Origin of the sequence: Methylobacterium sp. J-059, assembly GCF_022829485.1 — a bacterium.
GTDB lineage: Bacteria > Pseudomonadota > Alphaproteobacteria > Rhizobiales > Beijerinckiaceae > Methylobacterium.
Genome location: NZ_JAKSYA010000090.1, coordinates 1 through 20,195, shown reverse-complemented (window position 1 = coordinate 20,195; position 20,195 = coordinate 1). Strand labels below are relative to the sequence as shown.

15 protein-coding genes, 1 tRNA gene and 1 pseudogene are annotated in these 20,195 nt (G+C 63.6%); 5 read left to right on the top strand and 12 right to left on the bottom strand.

What is annotated here, in order from left to right; genetic code table 11:
* Nucleotides 1-76: 76 nt before the first annotated feature.
* The 4 genes from MKK55_RS09620 to MKK55_RS09605 all read right to left on the bottom strand — a co-directional run bounded on the left by MKK55_RS09620 (nucleotide 77) and on the right by MKK55_RS09605 (nucleotide 4,441).
* The gene (locus MKK55_RS09620) at nucleotides 77-877 is read right to left on the bottom strand and encodes a MetQ/NlpA family ABC transporter substrate-binding protein (protein WP_243934440.1); all 801 of its coding nucleotides are present in this window, start codon (nucleotides 875-877) and stop codon (nucleotides 77-79) included.
* Nucleotides 878-1,051: 174 nt separating this feature from the next.
* Nucleotides 1,052-2,389 carry an LLM class flavin-dependent oxidoreductase gene (locus MKK55_RS09615; protein ID WP_243934439.1) on the bottom strand — a complete coding sequence of 446 codons (1,338 nt, stop codon included), beginning with the start codon at nucleotides 2,387-2,389 and terminating at the stop codon, nucleotides 1,052-1,054.
* A 14-nt stretch (nucleotides 2,390-2,403) separates the two neighbouring features.
* Nucleotides 2,404-3,447 carry an LLM class flavin-dependent oxidoreductase gene (locus tag MKK55_RS09610; RefSeq protein ID WP_243934438.1) on the bottom strand — a complete coding sequence of 348 codons (1,044 nt, stop codon included), beginning with the start codon at nucleotides 3,445-3,447 and terminating at the stop codon, nucleotides 2,404-2,406.
* A gap of 4 nt (nucleotides 3,448-3,451) precedes the next feature.
* The gene (locus MKK55_RS09605; RefSeq protein WP_243934437.1) at nucleotides 3,452-4,441 is read right to left on the bottom strand and encodes an ABC transporter substrate-binding protein; all 990 of its coding nucleotides are present in this window, start codon (nucleotides 4,439-4,441) and stop codon (nucleotides 3,452-3,454) included.
* Between the two features lie 463 nt (nucleotides 4,442-4,904).
* On the opposite strand from MKK55_RS09605, the gene MKK55_RS09600 reads away from it, so the two are divergent.
* Both MKK55_RS09600 and MKK55_RS09595 read left to right on the top strand, forming a co-directional pair.
* Nucleotides 4,905-6,125, top strand: coding sequence for a monooxygenase (locus MKK55_RS09600; protein ID WP_243934436.1), 1,221 nt, complete (start codon nucleotides 4,905-4,907; stop codon nucleotides 6,123-6,125).
* Nucleotides 6,126-6,138: 13 nt separating this feature from the next.
* Nucleotides 6,139-6,894 (top strand): annotated as a pseudogene (locus tag MKK55_RS09595) (NtaA/DmoA family FMN-dependent monooxygenase); the annotation flags it as partial.
* Nucleotides 6,895-6,916: 22 nt separating this feature from the next.
* Here the strand turns inward: MKK55_RS09595 and MKK55_RS09590 are convergent.
* The 6 genes from MKK55_RS09590 to MKK55_RS09565 all read right to left on the bottom strand — a co-directional run bounded on the left by MKK55_RS09590 (nucleotide 6,917) and on the right by MKK55_RS09565 (nucleotide 14,442).
* Nucleotides 6,917-9,361, bottom strand: coding sequence for a hypothetical protein (locus tag MKK55_RS09590; RefSeq protein WP_243934434.1), 2,445 nt, complete (start codon nucleotides 9,359-9,361; stop codon nucleotides 6,917-6,919).
* A 36-nt stretch (nucleotides 9,362-9,397) separates the two neighbouring features.
* Nucleotides 9,398-9,886, bottom strand: a complete 489-nt coding sequence (locus MKK55_RS09585) for a hypothetical protein (protein ID WP_243934432.1) — start codon at nucleotides 9,884-9,886, stop codon at nucleotides 9,398-9,400.
* Nucleotides 9,867-10,109: a hypothetical protein gene (locus tag MKK55_RS09580; RefSeq protein WP_243934431.1), complete on the bottom strand. Its 243-nt coding sequence runs from the start codon at nucleotides 10,107-10,109 to the stop codon at nucleotides 9,867-9,869. Before MKK55_RS09580 ends, MKK55_RS09585 begins: the two co-directional genes overlap by 20 nt.
* A 286-nt stretch (nucleotides 10,110-10,395) precedes the next feature.
* Entirely contained in the window at nucleotides 10,396-10,890 is a 495-nt protein-coding gene (locus MKK55_RS09575) for a hypothetical protein (RefSeq protein ID WP_243934430.1), read from the bottom strand.
* Nucleotides 10,880-12,271 carry an HlyD family type I secretion periplasmic adaptor subunit gene (locus tag MKK55_RS09570; protein ID WP_243934429.1) on the bottom strand — a complete coding sequence of 464 codons (1,392 nt, stop codon included), beginning with the start codon at nucleotides 12,269-12,271 and terminating at the stop codon, nucleotides 10,880-10,882. Before MKK55_RS09570 ends, MKK55_RS09575 begins: the two co-directional genes overlap by 11 nt.
* A gap of 2 nt (nucleotides 12,272-12,273) precedes the next feature.
* Complete coding sequence (locus tag MKK55_RS09565; RefSeq protein ID WP_243934428.1) at nucleotides 12,274-14,442, bottom strand: type I secretion system permease/ATPase; 2,169 nt, start codon at nucleotides 14,440-14,442, stop codon at nucleotides 12,274-12,276.
* 1,127 nt (nucleotides 14,443-15,569) lie between these two features.
* On the opposite strand from MKK55_RS09565, the gene MKK55_RS09560 reads away from it, so the two are divergent.
* The 3 genes from MKK55_RS09560 (at nucleotide 15,570) to MKK55_RS09550 (ending at nucleotide 18,987) form a co-directional block, all read left to right on the top strand.
* Nucleotides 15,570-16,157: a hypothetical protein gene (locus MKK55_RS09560; RefSeq protein WP_243934427.1), complete on the top strand. Its 588-nt coding sequence runs from the start codon at nucleotides 15,570-15,572 to the stop codon at nucleotides 16,155-16,157.
* Between the two features lie 441 nt (nucleotides 16,158-16,598).
* On the top strand, nucleotides 16,599-17,135 hold the full coding sequence (locus MKK55_RS09555) for a hypothetical protein (protein WP_243934426.1): 537 nt from the start codon (nucleotides 16,599-16,601) through the stop codon (nucleotides 17,133-17,135).
* 10 nt (nucleotides 17,136-17,145) lie between these two features.
* Complete coding sequence (locus tag MKK55_RS09550) at nucleotides 17,146-18,987, top strand: hypothetical protein (protein ID WP_243934425.1); 1,842 nt, start codon at nucleotides 17,146-17,148, stop codon at nucleotides 18,985-18,987.
* Nucleotides 18,988-19,249: 262 nt separating this feature from the next.
* Here the strand turns inward: MKK55_RS09550 and MKK55_RS29320 are convergent, their stop codons facing one another.
* Nucleotides 19,250-19,576: a hypothetical protein gene (locus MKK55_RS29320; protein ID WP_409566041.1), complete on the bottom strand. Its 327-nt coding sequence runs from the start codon at nucleotides 19,574-19,576 to the stop codon at nucleotides 19,250-19,252.
* Nucleotides 19,577-19,667: 91 nt separating this feature from the next.
* Nucleotides 19,668-19,742, bottom strand: a tRNA-Thr gene (locus MKK55_RS09540).
* Between the last annotated feature and the right edge of the window lie 453 nt (nucleotides 19,743-20,195).

Sequence of the window (20,195 nt, the reverse complement as noted above, 5' to 3'; positions counted from 1 at the left end):
GCCGGGGCAGCGGGCGGGGATGAGGGGGCAGAGGGTCGATCGGTGGGCCGGAGCGGCCTCGCCCGGGCCGTGCCGGTCAGGACGGGCGGACGGGGACGACCGAGCCGCGGTAGCGTTTGCGGATGAAATTCGCGACCTCGGCCGAGGTCAGCAGGGTTCCGAGGCGCAACACGCAGGGATCCTTCGCCAGGCCCTCCGTCGTGACGAGGACGTTCGCGTAGGGGTTGCCCTCGGCCCGTTCGAGCGCCAGCGCATCCCGCGCAGGCTCCAGCCCCGCTTCCAACGCGTAGTTGCCGTTGATGACCGCGAGCGCCACGTCGTCGAGGGAGCGCGGCAGTTGCGGGGGCGCGATCTCGACGAACCGGAAGCTCTTCGGGTTCTCGACGATGTCGTCCACCGTCGCGTTCACGTCCGCCTCCTTCGCCCGCAGCCGGATCAGGCCGTTGGCCTGAAGCAGCGACAGCCCGCGGTGGGTGTTCGAGACGTTGTTCGACAGGGAGACGACCCCGCCGGCCGGCAGGTCCGCGAGCGCCTTGGCCCGGCGGCTGTACAATCCCAGTGGCTCGACATGCACCGCCGCCACGACGGCGAAGCGCATCCCCATGGCGGCCTCCTCCGAGCGGAGGAAGGGGACGTGCTGGAAGAAGTTGGCGTCGGCGTCGCCGTCACGCAGCAGGGCGTTCGGGCGCAGATCGCCCGAGATCTCGATCACCTTCAGCGGCAGGTCGGGGGCGAGCGTGTCGCCGACGAATTCGAGGATCTCCGCATGCGGCAGCGAGGAGGCCACGACCCGCAGGGGCGCCGACGCGGCGCGGGCCGGCCCGACGCAAAGGGCCAGGGCGCCGGACAGGAAGACGCGACGGGTCGATGCAGGCACGGCGCACGCTTTTCGATGGAATTTCGATGATGAAGACTGGTCTTGGTATCTCGAAACGAAGGTCTCGCATCAAGAGCAGCGATTGCCGAATTTCGGCCCGTTCGAAGGGGATCGTCGCCGTGTTTCGCGGCGGGAGGATAGCGATGTTCTCCCGGCCCCTTGCCGCGACGGGGCTCACGCCGAAGCGGCGGCCCCCGTCGCGGCGAAGCGGCTGGCAGGGCGCGCGAGGCCGAGATGATCCCGCAGGGTGGTCCCGGCGTAGTCGCGCCGGAACAGGCCGCGCCGCTGGAGGATCGGCACGACCGCGTCCACGAAGGTCTCCAGGCCGTCCGGAAGCACGTCCGGCATCAGGTTGAAGCCGTCCGCCGCGCCGGCCCGGAACCAGGCCTCGATGTCGTCGGCGATCGCCTCCGGCGTGCCCGCGACGATGCGGTGGCCGACGCCGCCGCCCAGGGCCCGCAGGAGCTGGCGTACCGTCAGCGCGTCTCGGCGCGCGAGCGCGACGGTGCCGAGGAACATCGTGTGGTTGGCATCCGGCGGCAGCGGCAGCGGATCGGGCAGCGGCTTGTCGAGGTCGAGGCGGCCAGGATCGATCCGCAGCGTGCCCGCGAGGCGCGCGAGGCTGTACTCCACCGGCACGAGGTCCCAGAGCGCGTCCTGGCGCCGCCGCGCCTCGGCTTCGGTGGAGCCGATCACGGTGGCGAGGCCCGGCAGGACGACCAGCGCGTCGGGCCCCCGTCCGTAGCGCGCCGCCCGCGCGCGCAGGTCGCGGGCGTAGGCGGCGCCGTCCTCGATCGTCTGGGCCAGGGAGAACACCGCGTCGGCGGTGGCGGCGGCGAGCTCGCGCCCATCCTCCGAACCGCCGGCCTGGAAGGTCACCGGGCGTCCCTGCGGGCTGCGCGGCACCGTGAGCGGCCCGGCGACCGAATAGTGCGTGCCGCGATGATTCACGGCGTGGACCTTGGCGGTGTCGACGAAGCGGCCGCTCGCCCTGTCGCCGACGAACGCGTCGTCCTCCCAGCTGTCCCACAGGGCGTGGACGAGGTCGGTGAACTCCCGCGCCCGGGCATAGCGCGCGCCGTGCGCCGAGGCGCCCGCGAAGCCGAAGTTGCGGCCGGCGGCGGCGTCGGCCGTCGTCACCACGTTCCACCCGGCCCGGCCGCGGCTCACGAGGTCGAGGCTCGCGAAGCGGCGGGCGAGGTTGTAAGGCTCGTTGTAGGTCGTCGAGGCGGTGGCCACGAGGCCGACATGGCGCGTCGCCGCCGCCACGGCCGCGAGCACCACGGTCGGCTCGAGGGCGTTGAACGGTCGGTGGTCGATCCGGTCGTTGATCGCGGGCGTGTCGGCCAGGAAGATCGCGTCGAGCTTGCCGCGCTCCGCGATCCGAGCGACGCGCACGAAGTGGTCGATGTCGACGAAGGCGTCCGGCCGGCTGTCCGGCAGGCGCCAGGCGGACGGGTAGACGCCCGAATGCAGCAGGTTGACGTTGAGGTGCAGCTGGCGGCCGCTCATCGATGGTCTCCGGTTCAGCGCACGCGCGGCAGGATCTGCTCGGCGAAGCGGCGCATCTCCGCCTCGAACGGCTGGAACTGCAGCATGAACAGGTCGATGCCGGCGGCGTGGAAGGCGCGGATGCGCTCGGCCACCGTGTCGTAGCTGCCCACCAGCCCGGCGGCGGTGCCGCCATTGGTTCCGACGTGCCGCGAGGCGGCGGCATCGGTCTTGGCGAACATCACGCTCGCCTGATCGGTCCGGGCGCGGGTGTCGGCCCGCAACGGCGCGTCGCGCTCTGCGAGGGCGAGGAGGCGGGCATGCTCGGCTTGCGCCTCGGCATCGGTGTCCCTGGCGATCACGAAGGCCGAAAGCCCGTAGCGCAAGGGGCCGTTGGCGGCGGGACGCCGGCGCAGGTCGGCGATCAAGGCCGCGACGTCCCGCAGCGGTTGGCCGTTGATGAACCACACGTCGGCGTGGTCGGCCGCCAGCGCCCGGGCCGGCTCGGATTCGCCGCCGAGATAGATGGTCGGCCGCGGCCGGAAGGTGCCGGCCGGGCGGAGCCGATACTCCTCGACCTGGAAGTGCGCACCCGCGAAGGTCACGGTCTCCCCGCGCATCAGCCGGTCCACGAGGCCGATCCATTCGCGGCCGTAGGCGTAGCGGTCGTCATGGGCCGGGAAGGGCAGGCCGGCCCGCTCGAACTCCGCCTTGTTCCACGCATTCACCAGGTTCAGGGCGAAGCGCCCGCCGCTGATATGCTCGATCTGCAGCGCCATCTTGGCGAGCACCACCGGGTGGTACAGTCCCGGCTTGATCGCCGCGATGATCTCGATGCGCCGGGTCAGCGCCGCGAGCGCCGCCGCCCCGGTCCAGGCCTCGAGCTGGTCGCGCCCGGAATCGTAGGGGTTCATCGTGTGCTGGGCGACCAGCACCGCGTCGAAGCCGAGCGCCTCCGCCTCGAGCACCAGGGCGCGGTTGCGCTCCCAGCCGGCATCGTCCGGCTCGTCGGGATCGTGGTGGGAGGCGCGGGAGCCGTGGACGGCGGCCCAGATGCCGAAACGGGGAGCATGGGTCACGGCGTCAGCCCCGGCCGACGGGGGGCTGGAAGATCGGCACGTCGGTGGCGTCGATCCGGCGGGGGATGAGCTTGGCCTCGTAGAACACGTCGGCGATGGCCTGCTGCTCGCCGAGCTGGGCGCGCTCCACCGGCTCGACGGCGTAGGTCCGGCGGCTGTTGGCTGCGGCGACGACCGCCGGCGGCAGGTCGCCCCAGATCGGGGCGAGCAGCGCCACGGCCGCCTCCGGGTTCGCCTTCATCCAGGCACCGGCCTCCACCAGGGAGCGGTAGACGGTCGCCACCACCTCGGGCTGTGCCGCGACGAAGCTGTCGTTCGCCAGATAATAGCGGTGGTAGCTCGTCAGCCCGCCGCCGTCGGCGATGACCCGCACCGGGCGCTTGGCCTCCGCGAAGGCCAGAAACGGGTCCCAGATCGACCACGCGTCGAGGCTGCCCTGATCGAAGGCGACGGCTCCGTCCGGCGCCTGGAGGTAGGCGGGCTTGATGTCGGCGAACGTCAGGCCGGCGCGCCTGAGCGCGGCGGCCAGCACGTAATGGCTCCCCGAGCCGCGGGAGACGCCCACCGTCTTGCCCTTCAGGTCGGCGATCGTGCGGATCGCGGAGTCGGCCGGCACGATGATCGCCTCGGCCGCGGGCGCGCCCCGCTCGCGGGCGTAGAAGGTGAGCGGCGCCTTGGCCGACTGGGTGAAGATCGGCACGGCGTCGGCGACGTCCGCATGAATATCCACGGCGCCGGCATTCATCGGCTCGATCACGCTGGTGAACAGGTGCCAGGACGGCGTGAAGCCCAGCGGGGCGAGCCGCTCGGCGAGCGTGCCCTTCACCTTCAGCACCGTGAACAGCACCGACGAGCGCTGCATGCTGATCTTCACCTCGCGCGGCGCCGCGCGTACGGCCGGCGCACCGAGCGCCAGGGCAGCGGCTCCGCCGAGCCCGGTGCGGAGGAGCGAACGGCGGGAGGGCGCGATCCGCCACGGGGTCTCGTCGGTCATCGAAGGCTCGCACATCGGCTGGAAGGCGGGAGAGAGGCCGATACGGCGGCGGCCACGCCGTCTCGGGCCCGCCCGCCGCTCGCCGGCTCGCGTATTGAAGTCGAGCAAGGGCGTCGGATCAAGAAACCACGGTTTCGATTTTCCCCGGATGCGTGGAAGCGCCTTCTTCGATCGGCTCGTCGGAGAGAATAGGTCTCCTGTCTGTTCGTGAGCGGCGGTATGCAGATAATACTGAGATCCTGCCGAGCGATCGGTCCGAGCTTGATGATCCGGATCTGGACCGGGAAAACGTCTTCTTTCCTGTCGGCACAGATCGAAACAAAACTACCTTGCTCTCCTCAAAGCCAGGGCAGACATTCCAAAAACATGTGCTTGCACGATGCTCGGCTTGAGATCGGAGGGCAATTCATCGATTTATCGGTCGCTCTGTCGCGCAGTCGGCCGGAATCGGGAAATCGTGTTCATGTCACAGACGGATGCAGGCTGGGGTGCGGGGCCGAGCGGGCGCTACGAGGAGCTCGCGGACCGGTTCCGCCCGGTCCTCGCCGAGATCCGCGCCACGGCGGTCGAGCGGGACCGCAGCCGTCGCCTGCCTCATGCCGAGATCGGCTGGTTGCGGGAAGCCAACTTCACCACCCTGCGCCTCGCGCCGGCCGAGGGCGGCCACGGCGCGAGCCTGCCCGAGCTGTTCGCCCTGCTGGTCGAGCTGTCGGTCGCGGATTCCAATGTCACCAATGCGCTCCGGGCCCATTTCGGCTTCACCGAGGATGCGCTCTGCTCGTCGTCGCCGGAATGGCGCGCGGCCTGGATCGGGCGGATCGGAGCCGGCGAGACCATCGGCAGCGGCGTCTCGGAAACGGGGCCGGCCAAGGTCGGCGCCTTCGACACGGTGGTGCGCCGGCGTGACGGCGCCCATGTGGTGGATGGCCGGAAATTCTACACGACCGGCTCGCTGTTCGCGGACTACATCCACCTCTCGGCCGAGGACGAAGCGGGCGGCCCGGTCACCGCGGCGGTGCCCGTGCGCGCGCCCGGCGTGACCATCGTCGACGATTGGGACGGATTCGGGCAGGCGCTCACCGCCAGCGGCACCGCGACCTTCGAGAGCGTGGTGCTCGATCCGGGCCTGATCAAGCCCGATCCCGCCCGCTTCCCCTATGCCATGGCGTTCTTCCAGCTCGTGCACCTGGCGACGCTGGCGGGCGTCGGCCGGGCTGCGGCCGACGACGTGGCGCGGCTGGTGGCCGAGCGCACCCGCGTCTACAGCCACGGCAATGCCGGGCGGACGGCCGACGATCCGCAGATCCAGGCGGTCGTCGGCCGCGTTCGGGCCCACGCCTACGCGGCGGGCGCGATCGTGCTCAAGGCCGCCGAGGCGCTGCAGAGGGTTTACGACGCGCACCGTGCCGGATCGCCGGATGCGGAGCGACAGGCGACGCTCGCCGATGTCGAGGTCAACCAGGCGGTCGGCGTGGTCACCGACCTGATCCTGACCGCGACGACCAGCCTGTTCGACGCGCTCGGCGCCTCCGCGGTCAAGGTCGGAACCGGGCTCGATCGCTACTGGCGCAACGCCCGCACCATCGCCTCGCACAATCCGCGGATCTACCGGGACCGCTCCGTCGGCGCCTTCGCGATCTCCGGCGCGGCGCCGCCGCGCCAATATCGCGTCGGATCGGCGTGAGGCGGCGACGGGCATGGGACGCCGCGACCGCATGCGCCTGGGCGCGTTCCTGTATCCCGGCGGACACCATGTCGCCGCAGGCGGCATCCGTCGTTGCAGGCCGATGCCGGGATCAACGCCGCCCATGACCGGCAGATCGCCCGCACGGCCGAGGCGGCGAAGTTCGACCTGATCTTCCTCGCCGACGGGGTCAGCGTCCGCGGCGACGACCTCGACGCCCTGAGCCGGACGGCGATCCGCTATGTCGGCTAGTTCGAGCCCTTGACCCTGCTGTCTCACCTCTCGGCGGTCACGGAGCGCATCGGCCTCGTGGCGACCGCGTCCACGACCTACAACGAGCCGTTCCACGTCGCGCGCAAGTTCGCCTTCCTCGACCATCTGAGCGGCGGCCGCGGGCTGGAACCTCGTCACCTCCGCCGATCCGCGCGAGGCCTGGAATTTCAGCCGCGCGAGCCACCTCGCCCATGCCGACCGATCCGCCAGGGCGGAGGAGTTCGTCGATGTCGTGCGCGGCCTGTGGGATTCCTACGCGGACGACGCCTTCGTGCGCGACCGCGAATCCGGGCGCTTCTTCGATCCCGAAAAGCTGCACCTCCTCGCGCACGAGGGGGCGCATGTTTCGGTGCGCGGCCCCCTCAACGTCCCCCGTGCGCCGCAGGGGCATCCGGTCGTGGTGCAGGCCGGCTCCTCGGAAGCCGGCAAGGCGCTCGCCGCCCGCACCGCCGAGGTGATCGTCACGGCCCAGCAGACGCTGGAGGACGCGGCCGCTGGGAGACGCCATTCCGGACAGCCTAGGCCGCCAGCCTGCGCGCCTGCGCGGCGGTCGGATCGACCGTCAGGGCGATTTGACCCGATGGCGGAGCGGTCTGCACCGTGCTTTCGGCAGCCGGGCTGACGCCGAAGGTCGACATCGCCGCGACGAGCTGCGACGCCTGCGTCTGGGTTCCGGGATCGATAGCGGCCGCGCCGTTCGAGACCGGCGACGGGTTCGTCCGGAACCGCAAGGCGACGTCCGCGATGTCGCCGCGAGAGCCGTCGGCCCACGTGAACCTCCCGTCGGCCAAGATCGTGTTTCCGTGATCGAGGCGACCATCCGGCGTGGCGTTCAGATCGATAGACACGATGCCCAGATCGCCCAGGGCGTGGAGCGAACCGGGGTCCGATACCGCGGTCCCGGACGCATCGACCCAGACCTTCAGGTTGCTCCAGCCCGCATCATGCGCATCGAGCACGCTGTCATGGTTCGTATCCGCGGCTCGTAGGGCTTCGAAGGTCGGCACGAGATCGGCAGCATCGGTCGGGGTCTGGGCGCCGCTCGGAAGGTCGACGAGATAGCCTTCGCCTGGCGTTCCCCATCCTGTCTGAACCCGGCGGCCGTCGTTCCCCATGTCGAAGCGCGCGGGCGAATGGTCGGCGTTCACGGTCTGAACGCCGCCGTGGGCGAGGTCGAGGATCAGCGGGTCGCCGAAGCCACCAAAGAAACCTCCGTCGTCCCCGCCGTCCGCACCGATTGACCCGTCCGAGCCGTCCGTGCTTCCGGGGCTGATGGATCCGTCCGACCCATCCGAGCCGTCCGCGCTTCCGGGGTTGATGGAGCCGTCCGACCCGTCCGAGTTGCCGGGGCTGATGGAACCGTCCGAGCCGTCCGCGCTGCCGGGGTTGATGGAGCCGTCCGACCCGTCCGAGCCGTCCGTGCTTCCGGGGCTGGTGGAGCCGTCCGAGCCGCCTGGATCGTCTCCTTGACCAGAACTGCTTGGATCATCCCCGCTATAGTATCCGTTGTCGAAAGGCGCGTTTCCTTCGTAATCGCTCATGAAGTCATCCGGGGACGTGATCTGGTCCCCCGGCGCCGATGAGTATCCGTCGCCCGTTCCGTTGAGAGACGCCTGCGTTTGGGGGCCGAAAAAGATCCCGGTGGTCTGGTGATCGATCGCATCCGAATTCTCGCGGTCATTGCTGACATTGAGCGTATCGGGATTACCGTCTGTATTTCCGACGTAGATGCGTTCGTCGGCGCCCCCGTTGATGGTGTTTCCCCCGCCATGGACGGCAATGCTGTCGCCGGTGTTGAGATTGATCGTATTACCAGAGCCGTCGATGTTCGCGGCCGAGTTGGCGGTGAGGTTGATGCCTTCACCCGATCCGCTGATGACCTCGTTCACGACCCCGGGCGCGGTGTTGACCGTGGAGCCGCTATCTCCGAGCGTTAGGGTTTGCTGGTTGTTGATAAGGCCGACAGTGCCGCCACCGTTGACGGTTGCGGTGGTTCCGTCACCGCCGAGGTTGACTACGTCGTTGCCCGTGTCGCCGTTGACGGTTTGGTTTTGGCCAAACACGCCGATCTGATTGTCGGCGTTGCTCTGAAGTTGAATAACGTCCCCTGTCCCAGAAATGTTTATTAATTCACCTGACATAATATTTATATTTGCGCCGTCAAAATTATAATTTCCTACAGCATATATATCGACAGATTGTAGATTTCCACTCTGATCGTAATGGCAGACCGAATTTTCAACACCTGTTGTACTATAGTCGGTGATATTGTTGTTACCGTCTTCGTCTTGGCTTTTATATTTATATGCACCAGCCTCACCAATATCTGGGGCGTCATATTCATCTTTTTGCGCCCTAGGCGATAGAAATTGCTTAATACCGCTGTTTTTATCCCTAAGAATATCTATTGCTTGTGCGGTATTATTAATTTGATCTAATTTTATGCCGCTTGCCAAAAACGCATCATTTTGATTTGCATCAGCTAGGTCACTAGTGCGCGCGGCATTTTCATCACTATCATGATTTCCAAACAACCTGTTTGCCGTGTCTATAGTTATGGTCCTAAATAAATAATCGCCGACTGCATTGTCGTGCCCAATCCTTGTGTCCCCAGACAGGTCTGGAAATTCTACGTGTACTGCTTCATGCACTGCGGTGATCTCAAAGGGCTTGGCTACGTCATTTGAATTTATCATCACAACGCCCCCGGCGCCATCGGGATGCATATTGTTAATATTAAACGTTGTGACTGCATTCACCCCGCTGCCGCTCGTTGTTGCATTTTTAGCTTGATCGCCGTTTGAAAAAGCAATTCGATAGCTGGTATACTGTCCTTGTATCAAATCTGACGTTTGCGCGTCGCCGTAAAGCGTTGCAAATGTTGATTTCACCGACGATAACATACTTGCTGGAACGCCAGTATAGTCAATTGCCACATTGCCAATTCTTTGTGTGTTAGCCATTTATCATCTCCATGCAGAATTAATGATGTGTTGATTTTACTTTAGGTTTGTCTTTTCCCAGGTGCCATTTAATCCGCAATCTTCGAACTGTAATTCGGAATTGTCTATTAAAACATTGTATTTACATTTATCTATTTCATTTGGAGAGGGCCACCCATTTCCGGGAAACCCCATGATTGTGATAGAGGTTGATGTGGCCTGGAAAATACCATTTTCAGAAAATGCTTCGCCGTTTTTTGATGTAATTCCGGTAACTGTGCCCTTTGAGTCAAAGCACAAGCGATCGATAATCTCTCCATCTGATTTTTTCCAGCACCCTAACGCAAACAAGTAAAATGGTATATTTCTGTTTTTGGCGTATGAATGTCTCGGAATCGCAGTGAAAAAAATTATAGCTACAAGAAGATATGATCGAGATGTTGCAATCAGAAATTTGACAATCCAGACGGATATTAGGGAGATAACGGCCAACCAGACGGATATCGGGGAGATAACGGCCGATTTTCTATAAAGTTTTACCGTCATGCCCGGCCTCCTCGACATGTTTCTCGATGGGATTCAAGAGGAAAGCGATCGCCCAGTGCTGGCTGGTGGCGATGTCGACCTGCGCTGGCATCCCCAGCCGCAGTGCAATGTCCGCCCCCTCCGCGCGGATCTGCGCGCGATCCAAGGAGCCGAGGAGAGGGTAGCCCTGTCCCTCGCGGTCGCCCGACAGGCCGTGAAGTTGCGCCCGACTGATCGTTGGCAACACCTACTCGTTTCTGTCTAGTAGTTGTAGCATTGTTATATAAAACGCTATAGATGCTGATAAGCGACGAAGCAGGTATGTCATTTGGGTTGTCGGTGACAACGACATTGTGAAATCCGCGATGAAATCTGTGCCCGGTTATGACAATCGAGCGGTCGACCCAAGCATCGGTGTCGATCAACTTCTGAGCATAATTCACCGGTGCATCTTGGTGGCTCCCGCTAACGATGATTTTGACCGGGCCGCCATCAACAGTTTGTGCCATTTTCTTCTCCTACAATGAGGTTCAATTCATCCTGCAGAGTCGATTTATTTGATTTCTTTCAACGTCTGTTCTTTTTATTTTTCCATCAGGGCTTCTTGTTGCATGAATAATAAAACTGCCTCCCACTATATCTGTCACTACTATGTATCTGATGATAGAGGAATTATCCGGCAATTGTTCGATGTGATCATATGTTTCCATAGAAATCCCTTTGACATTCTCGACTGAATACGCCGGGTTGCCTCTTACGGTAGTTATTACAGCACTTTCGTCAGAAATATGCACTTTAAATATCTGATGTCCATCCAGCTTGTAAACGAATATGTTCTTGTCTTTCGTCGGGGAAAAGCTTTTGATTTTGGATACAAATTCCTTTATGTCTGTACACCTATTAAAGATTATTTCCGCATGCGATCTTGAATATGAGGATGATATTGTGAAATAAAACACGATAAATAGCACGTGCATTGTCAACGTACGGAAATAAGCGACCTGTCCTCTGGCTCTATCGTTCATGTCCTGCCTCCGAGACGTGTTTCTCGATGGGATCGAGGAGGAAGGCGACGATCCGGCGCTTGCCCGTGGCGATGTCGACCTGCGCCGTCATCCCCGGCCGCAGCGCCACCTCCGCCCCTTCCGCGCGGACCTGCGCCCGATCCAGCGAGACGAGGAGACGGTAGCCCTGTCCCTCGCCGTCACCGGATGCGGTCGGCGCTGGCGCCTGCCCCGGCGGCTTCGGCGCGACGCTCGCCTCGCGGCTCACCAGCCGGACCGCGCCCGGCACCGTGCCGTACCGCGTGAACGGGAACGCCTCGAGCTTCGTCTCCGCCCGCTGGCCCTCGCGCACGAACCCCATCTCCCGGTGCGGCAGGAACGCCTCGACCTCCAGGCGCGCCGCGTCCGGCACGATCGTCATCAGGCTCTCGGCCGCGTTCACCACGCCGCCGAGGGTGTGCACCTTCAGGTCCTGCACCACGCCCGACACCGAAGCCCGCAAGTGCCGCAAGGCCTCGCGCTGGCGCTCCTTGCGCAGGCTCTGGTCGGCCACCGCCACCTTCTGGAGCGCCTTCACCCGCTGGTCGGCCGCCTCCTTCAGGAACTGCGCGTGCACCTGCGCCCGCTTCTGCTCCAGTCCCGCGATCTCCGCACGGAGCTGATGCGCCTGCTCGGGCAGGGATCGTTTCTCGGTCTGCTTGTCGATCAGGTCGTACTGCGCCTGCAGCAGATTGAGCTTCGAGGCGTTGCCGCGATCGTACAGGCCCTTCTGCGTCGCGTAGCGGTCCTCGGCCAGCGGGGTCAGCTCGGTGTTCCTGGCCGTCTCGAACGCCTTCGCGGCGAGGGCCGCAGTCTTGTCGGAGATCTCGCTGCCGAGCTCGGCCAGGGCCGCGCGGTGCTCGCTCATCTGCAGCCGCACCTGCTCCTGCGTCGCCGCGAGCAGGGCCGGCTCCACCTCCGCCAAGGGCGCGATCACCGGCTCGGGCGTCTCGCTCAGGAGCAGGCGCGCGGCCTCCGCGTCGAGGAGCGCCTGCATCCGCTCCATGCGGGTGGCTTCCAGGTCCGCCGAGGCCTCCGTCGGGTCGAGGTCGACCAGCACCTCGCCCTCCGCGACATGCTGTCCCTCGAGCACGTGGATGCCGCGCACCACGCTCGTCTCCAGCGGCTGCACCAGCTTGACCTCGCCGACCGGCACGACGCGCCCCTGCGCGGTGGCGACGATCTCGATCTCGCTGAAGCAGGCCCAGCCGACGGCGCCGGCGACCAGCGCCATCAGGACCCAGCCGGTCGCCCGCAAGGTCGGCGAGGCCGGCGTCTCCAGCAGCTCGAGGTGGGCCGGAAGGAAGGCCCGCGCCGTCGCCCTGCCGGCCTCGGGGATCGGAAAGGGGTGAACCTGGCCCATCGTCAACCTCCCGCCACGGCGACGAGGCCGGCGTAGAGCCCACCGGGCCGGGTCGCGAGATCCTGGTGCGTGCCCTCCTCGGCGAGCCGGCCGCGGTCCATCACCAGGATGCGGTCCGCCCCGCGCACCGTCGAAAGCCGATGGGCGATGATCAGCACCGTCCGCCCCCGGCAGATCGCGCGCATGTTGGCCTGGATCGCCCGCTCGCTCTCGTAGTCGAGGGCGCTCGTCGCCTCGTCGAAGATCAGGATGCGCGGATCGGTGGCCAGCGCCCGGGCGATGGCGATCCGCTGGCGCTGGCCGCCCGAGAGGTTGGCGCCGCGCTCCTCCAGGACGGTGTCGTAGGCCTGGGGCAGCTCCAGGATGAAGTCGTGCGCTCCGGCGAGCTGCGCCACCGCGATCACCCGCTCCATCGGCAGCGACGGATCGGCGAGCGCGATGTTCTCGCGCACCGTGCGGGCGAACAGCACGTTCTCCTGCAGCACCACGCCGACCTGCCGCCGCAGCCAGGCCGGGTCCATCAGGGCGAGGTCGACGCCGTCGATCAGCACCTTGCCGCGCTCGGGCACGTGCAGGCGCTGGATCAGGCGCGTCAGGGTCGACTTGCCCGAGCCGGAGCGCCCGACCACGCCGACCACCTCGCCGGCCCGGATCGCGATGTCGACGGCGCGCAGGACCTCGGGGCCGTCGGGGCGGTAGCGGAAGCTCGCGCTCTCCAGCCGGATCGCGCCGCGCAGCGGCGGCAGGTCCTGGCGGGTGCCGGTGCCGGCGAGTTCCGTCGGCGTGTTCAGGATGTCGCCCAGGCGCTCGACGGAGAGGCGGAACTGCTGGAAGTCCTGCCAGAGCTGGGCCAGCCGGAGGACGGGCTGGTTGACCTGCCCGGCCAGCATGTTGAACGCGACCAGCGCCCCGATCGTGAGGGCACCGTCCATCACGTCGTGCGCACCGAACCACAGCACGATCGCCGTCGTCAGCTTGGCCACGAGCTGGATGGCCTGGCTGCCGGCGGCGGCGAGCGACACCACCCGGAACGAGGCGGCGATGTAGGCGGCCAGCCCCTCCTCGTAGCGCCGGCGCGCCTGCGGCTCGATCGCCATGGCCTTCACGGTCTCGATGCCCGCCAGGCTCTCGACGAGGAACGATTGCTGCGCGGCGCCCTGCCGGAACTTCTCGTCGACCCGTCGCCGCAGCATCGGCGTGAGAATCAGGCTCAGGGCGACGTAGAGCGGCAGCCCCAGCGCGACGATCAGGGTCAGCCTCGGGCTGTAGCTGGTCATCACCGCCAGGAAGACGAACGAGAACACGAGGTCGACGGTCAGCGTCATCGCCGACGAGGTCAGGAACTGGCGCACGTTCTCCAGCTCGCGCATCCGGGCGACGGTCTGCCCGGTGGCGCGCGCGCCGAAGTACGCGATCGGCAGGTCGAGCAGGTGCTGGAACACCTGCGCGCCCAGCACGGCGTCGAGCCGGCTGGTGGTATGCGCGAAGACATGGGTCCTCAGGTAGCCGAGCACCGCCTCGAAGCCGGTGACGGCCACGAGCCCGATCACCAGCACGTCGAGGGTGGTCAGCCCCTTGTGCACGAGCACCTTGTCGACCACGACCTGGAAGAACAGGGGGGCGGCGAGCCCGAGGAGCTGGATGACGAAGGAGACCGCCAGGATCTCGCCGAACAGGGCCTTGAACCGAGCGGCGGCCGGCAGGAACCAGGCGAGGCCGAAGCGCGTCTCGTGCGGGCCGGGCGCCCCGTCACGGCTGGTCAACAGGACGAGCTCGCCCGACCATTCCTGCGCCAGATCCGCATCGCTCCAGACGGCGGGCGCCTCGCCGGGCCGCTGCACCAAGGTGCGATCGTCCTGCCGGCGGGCCAGCACGAAGAACCGGCCGTCGCGGGATCGGCCGATGGCCGGCAGCGGAAGCGCGGCGAGGCGGGCCGGCCGCGATCGAACCGCTCGGGCGCGGAAGTGGCTGCGCCGCGCGGCCAGGACCAGTTCCGATAGCGTCAGAGGCTGTCCCGGGCGTCCGGTCTCGTGCGCGATCCGGGACAGGTCCAGCGGTCGCCGATGAACCGCGGCGACGATGGCGAGGGAGAGGCCGCCCGTGTCGATCAGCGCGTTTTGCTGCTGTCCGGTCCGATGATCGTCGGATGAATGCGCGGCTTGATCGAGCAAAACCGATGCTCCCCCTCGGCTAGGAACGTTAGCCGGATATCCAGGATCGATATGGCATCTGTAGGCGGTTTTTCTCAAAAGCCATGGTCACGAGTCAAGGCCGCGAGAGATTTTGTTAACGATCAGAAATAACGCCTAAATGAATGCAAGATCCTATTTCGAGAAGATCCGGATACAGGCTTCCCGCTGGCATTCGACGCATTCCGCGACGCGCACATGGCATGCGCGCTTCTCATGTCGGCCGACGCCCATCATTCAAAAGGCATTATTCAAGTGCGGATATAAGAAAGCATACTTGACGTGAGCGGGATTCGATCCTAGCCCTTCCCGGCGGCGTGAGCTTCGATTGCTTGGATAAGGGCAGGATCCTTATGCAAATCACTGGCGCAATTGGTCGGCTGGACACTATCAACTCGGATCCCGGTAGTAGATCCTTCGTCGATACGGATACGGTCTCCGCGGTCCTCTCGATCCTCGCGGCCGCGCATCGACGCCCGATCGGCATCGCTCGCATCGGCCGCGACGACGGACGCCTCGGCCAGCCTCCTAACGTCGAGGAACGCGTCCCGGCCGCACCCTGACCAGCGACCCGGCGAGGCCCCCGACGGCCAGGAGCGCGGACGCGCTCGCGCGGGCCTGGTCCGGCGATCTCGTCCCCCTCGGCGCACGCGAGGGCACGGCGGGGGCGCCTCGATCTTACTTGGTTCCCGACCGCAACTGCTTGGTTCGAGGCGCGGTCGACGAGGTCCGATCACGCTCGACGTGCTGGTCCTCGGCTTGGCCGCGTTCGCCGTCGTCGAACTCAGGTTGTCTTCCTTCGCACGAATAGGGAGCAGCGCACACCGGCATGGAGGCGTGAATCGATGGAACGATGAGAAGCGTCATTCATCGGCTGCTGGCTTGATCCGGGTTCCAAGAAACGGATGGACGTTGGGCCATAATAATAAGACGCATCGATCCAGCAGAACTCTATACTCTGATGGCGCGAGCGGTGCGCTGAAGCGGCTTAGCGTAGAGCGATGCCGTCGGGCTCCGGTACCGCCGACCCAGCTCACGTTTCATGCGGCAGGCGACGAGCCCTGCCATTTCCTCACAACCGGGTGCGCGACATATGGCGGAGAGCAAGCATGAGCAGTAAGCATTCGTCACGCCTGAACGCGAGAAGACGGCGCCGCGCGATATATCAATGCCTTTACTTGATTTCTGCCAGTGCAACACCGGGCCGCGCAGAGGTGCGAGCAGATGACGCAACCCGGCACGAATCGATCACTCCGGAAACATTCGAAAAGGAATACGTCGAATTAAAAGAGACAAAGCATTTGAGAGCGACGCACAATTCCGAGACTGTCGATATCGTCATCGACACATATGTCAAAGAAATCTACAATAATCATAGCTATAAGATTCATGTATTCAGCATCGAAGGCGAAGGCCGTAGATACATTATACCGTTCGATCAACCGGATCATTCATCAGAAGATTTCATCGGCTCTGCATTGTATGACAAGTGTCAGGGAAGCGAGGTTAGATTCAAAAACTCTGATGGTCAAATTCGCATTCTTGAGATCAAGCCCATATGGTCTGATCGGCATCAAGCAAAGTATGTACTAAGTCAACTTTCATTTGAGGACGAGAGTATCCCAGGCGTCACAAAGATGTACATCTCCATTGTGGGGGAGGGACAATTTACACACCAATGCAAAGATGAGGAATAAGCAGGAGAATTAGGCAATGTCATATATCGCAGCCATGCAGGGGGCCGGTACCTCACGGGTTTTATCTTGATGGGAACGGCAATGTCGACATTCTCAGTGGAGGAACGAGGGCAGCAAGCGCCTACGATCCGAACGACACCTGCGCGCCTTACGAGCCCGGCGATCCGGAGCCCGGAACGCCTTTCGATCCCGGTGTGCCTGCATTCCGGGTCTCCCGAAGCCGGGCTCCGGTTGAGCGCCGAGGATGGCAGCTACCGGATCGCGGTGGGCCCGGACGGGAGGGCGTGAACGTCGCAGCGCACACCATGCCATTGCATCCCGGAACGGCGGCCCAGACGGATACCGGAACAGGTCAACGGCCTGCGACCGCGGTCCTGTTCGATCCGATCGCGAAGCATCTCGCGGAGGCGGGCATGAGGGACAAACCCCGCTGCGACGTGCATGCTGATCGTTGATGTTGTAGACAGGCGCAAGAAGATGAGCATCATCAGGAAGTGCAATAAAAGATTTATTCTGAGTTCTATATCGATAGTAATTCTATTTACTGCTATATATAATTTTTACGCACTGATCGGGTTGTTCGTTGGAACAGTCAGATCTACCGAAGACAAAACCAGAGATGCGATGTTCGATAAGGCAATCGAGCAAATTTCTGATGATAAGAGCAAAAAAATCGAACTTTACGATGTCGATCTATCGCACTATTTCGCAAATGTAAGATCCGGCCTAACCGATAAGGAGTACGAAAACTATATCGATAAGCGGCTCGGATTAAAAAGAGGTCCGACGATATCGGAATATCTCGGATATTCACCGGTCTACCAGCTCTCTGGTGGTATTTCTGGTCTTACTCTCAAATCCTATAGTCATAATTTTTCGCTAGACGAACTATTGATATTTGGCTTTTCATTTTCTGATCCGCAATATTCTCATTTAATAAGAACTGGGACACATCTTGTGTATACAGGCGCATTCTAGGAGAACAACCATGGCGACGATCGAGTTGTTTTTCAAGCCGGAGACGAGCTCTGGCGTATCTTCTACTGACGGCGTCGGTGTCGCAAGCCACGGGTTCCTCATTTATAGGGATGATGATGGGCAAGTTACTGGATATGCACGAGGAGGCCCAGAAGCAGCGAGGACATCAAGTTTGACTGGCTTGGGTGTGTTCGGCGACATTGTTACCGATCATGGTCAATATATCGATGGCACTAGAGATTTTGATATATCAGTCCTTCATAACCCTGGATTCATTGTGCATAGTGGAACAAATGATGAAATAGAGGCAATAAAGCAAAAAAATTACAATACTTTGGATCAAATTCAAGATTTTGGATTAAAATACGGTCCGTTTTACAGCAATAGCAATTCCATCGTTGGGACAATATTGAAATCTGACGGTTTCGATGTTCCCCAAGCGGCCTTGAAAAGTATTTATTCGGCTCCTGCCATCGACCAAGATCTGCTAGATCAGAATTTCATTAACAATGATCGGCAAACACAAGACGCTTTGCGAAATCTATCTGATTCACCGAAAACTTACGATGCTTTATCATTTGAGGAAGGTAAGGCAGGCGGTATTACAGCGGTAAGGGGCGATCAAGTCCCTGTAAATCAATCCGACCAAAAGATAGCAGTTGTGGATGATTCTACGGTAAGTATAAATGGGGATAGAAATAGCATAACTCTTGGAATCAATGCCGGCGGCGGGATTTCCGGCACCGGAAATACCATCAACCTGCAGGCCGACAGCAACGAGACCATCGGCATCACGGGCCAGGGGCTGACCGTGACCGGAGACGCCGGCAACGACGTGGTCAACCTCAATGCCGACACCGCGGCCACGGTTTCGGGCGGCGGCTACGTCGGCCTCTGCGGCGACCGCGCGAGCGTCACCCTCACCGACCCGGGCTCATCGGTGCAGATGGTGGGCAATGCCGAGAACGAGTCCGTCAGCGCCAACAATTCCACCATCACATTGAGCGACGGCTCGCTGGTGAACATCAACGGCACCAGCAATACCATCAACCTGCAGGCCGACAGCAACGAGACCATCGGCATCACGGGCCAGGGGCTGACCGTGACCGGAGACGCTGGTAACGACGTGGTCAACCTCAATGCCGACACCGCGGCCACGGTTTCGGGCGGCGGCTATGTCGGCCTCTGCGGCAACGGCGCGACCCTCAAGACCGACGCCGATCAGGCCTTCACCATCAACACTGCCCCGAACGTCACGAACGACACCATCTACGCCGACAACTCGACCATCAACCTCGCCCCGGGCTGGTCTGGCAGCATCTACGGCCTGGGCCTGACCATCAACATGAGCCCCGACAGCGGCTCGGACGTCACGGTCTACGGCTTCGACGATCAGGTCACCGGTAGCCGGGGCGACACCCTGCAGGCCGACGCCTACGATCCGAACGACACCAGCGACCCCTACGCGCCTTACGAGCCCGGCGATCCGGAGCCCGGAACGCCTTTCGATCCCGGTGATTTCGACCCGTTTGATCCCCTGGATCCCTACGATGACGAACGCGTCGCGACGACGTCGACCAAATCCCCGCCTGCCGCTCCGAGCGCGACCGCGGCGCACGACATCCCCAGCATGCAGGCAGGCGCTTCCGCCACCCTCGCGAGCGATGCACCCTCCGCGATCGACTCCTCGAGCCACATTGCGACGCAGGTGTCGCAACTCGTTTCAGCGATGGCGGCCTTCGGTGGGAGCTCGGCCGGCATTACCAACCTGACGACCGCCACGTCGACGGCGAACACGACGCTGACCGCCGATCCGAGCCAGGCCACGCACGCGTTCCGCCACGCAGCCTGACATCTCCCCGGTCCGGGGGGGGCGCCCCCGGACCTCACGGGCGTGAGGACGGGCCCGACGGCGAGCGCGGCATCGTCCAGCAGACGGCCCCGTTCCGGTCCGCCTGCGCGCCAGGATGGTCGATCATGGCCCCGTCCCTGCGCGTATGGTCCCCGTCGGAAGTTCGGTCGCGCATCGTGGATCGATGCCTTCGTGTGGAGGATGTCCACACGGAGGCTCTCGCTGGGCCGAGGTCCCAAGCCTCCCCCACTCGGTCGCGGACTCATAAAGCTCGCAGCCTGACCCGGACGGCAGCGCGTTTGACGCTGGCGAGGGAGTTGTCGGGATCCGTGTCGTAGCGCGTGGCGACGGCGCGGGCGTGCTTGATCTTGCCGAAGAAGCGCTCGACCCGGTTGCGGTACTCGTACGGGAACGGGCTGGAGGCCAGGACCTGCTTGCGGTTGGCATCGGCACCGACCGTCACGAGGACCGGTCGGGCACCGATATGGAGCATGACCCGCGTCCCCTTCACGCGCGCAGCGAGATCCCGCGGTGGACGCTGCCGCAGGTGATCGGTCCCGGTCTTCGGATCCTTCCAGGGACGGGCCATGCGAAGCGCCCTGTGTGAGACCGCTGTGCGAGAGTCGGCAGTCCCTAAGTCCTTGTCAAACCATAACGTCTTGCGCAGAAAGGCGAAAGGCTGGTGCCGGTGGAGAGGATCGAACTCCCGACCTTCGGTTTACAAAACCGCTGCACTACCGCTGTGCTACACCGGCGGGCATTCCGAAACCCTTGACAGACTTGAGGGTTCTGGCGCGTCAGGGGCGTCTTTGACTACGTTTGACGGCGCTTCGTCAAGGCGCGGGATGCGGCGCGGTCCCCGTCGCGATCCGCCCCGCCCGCCGGCCGCGACGCGCGACTCATCGTCGACTCCCCGTTCGTCGAAGCCCGCACATCGCTCGTTGCCGGACCGTCGGTCGCGGCGGCTGGCCGGAACAGTGCCCTGCGTGCCGCGATTGGTCCGTCGCCGCGACGAGGAACGGAGGGCGCGATGCCGAAACGGAACAGCAAGGCGTGGGCGCTCGGCGGTAATTACCCACGCCCTTGCGCGGGTCGGGTTTCGCTGATTCTTTCGTAGGATGGGGCGCAGCGATCTTGAGCGGTTGAGCCGCGAGGAACTGATCGAGCTGGTGCTGCGGCTGCAGCGTCCGGACAAGACATCTCGCACG

Excerpts from the sequence above, each read along its gene's own strand:
- MKK55_RS09615 (WP_243934439.1), bottom strand. The coding sequence starts at position 2,389 with ATGAGCGGCCGCCAGCTGCACCTCAACGTCAACCTGCTGCATTCGGGC.
- MKK55_RS09585 (WP_243934432.1), bottom strand. The coding sequence starts at position 9,886 with ATGACGGTAAAACTTTATAGAAAATCGGCCGTTATCTCCCCGATATCC.
- MKK55_RS09605 (WP_243934437.1), bottom strand. The coding sequence starts at position 4,441 with ATGACCGACGAGACCCCGTGGCGGATCGCGCCCTCCCGCCGTTCGCTC.
- MKK55_RS09590 (WP_243934434.1), bottom strand. The coding sequence starts at position 9,361 with ATGGCTAACACACAAAGAATTGGCAATGTGGCAATTGACTATACTGGC.
- MKK55_RS29320 (WP_409566041.1), bottom strand. The coding sequence starts at position 19,576 with ATGGCCCGTCCCTGGAAGGATCCGAAGACCGGGACCGATCACCTGCGG.
- MKK55_RS09555 (WP_243934426.1), top strand. The coding sequence starts at position 16,599 with ATGCTGATCGTTGATGTTGTAGACAGGCGCAAGAAGATGAGCATCATC.
- MKK55_RS09575 (WP_243934430.1), bottom strand. The coding sequence starts at position 10,890 with ATGAACGATAGAGCCAGAGGACAGGTCGCTTATTTCCGTACGTTGACA.
- MKK55_RS09570 (WP_243934429.1), bottom strand. The coding sequence starts at position 12,271 with ATGGGCCAGGTTCACCCCTTTCCGATCCCCGAGGCCGGCAGGGCGACG.
- MKK55_RS09600 (WP_243934436.1), top strand. The coding sequence starts at position 4,905 with ATGTCACAGACGGATGCAGGCTGGGGTGCGGGGCCGAGCGGGCGCTAC.
- MKK55_RS09550 (WP_243934425.1), top strand. The coding sequence starts at position 17,146 with ATGGCGACGATCGAGTTGTTTTTCAAGCCGGAGACGAGCTCTGGCGTA.
- MKK55_RS09560 (WP_243934427.1), top strand. The coding sequence starts at position 15,570 with ATGAGCAGTAAGCATTCGTCACGCCTGAACGCGAGAAGACGGCGCCGC.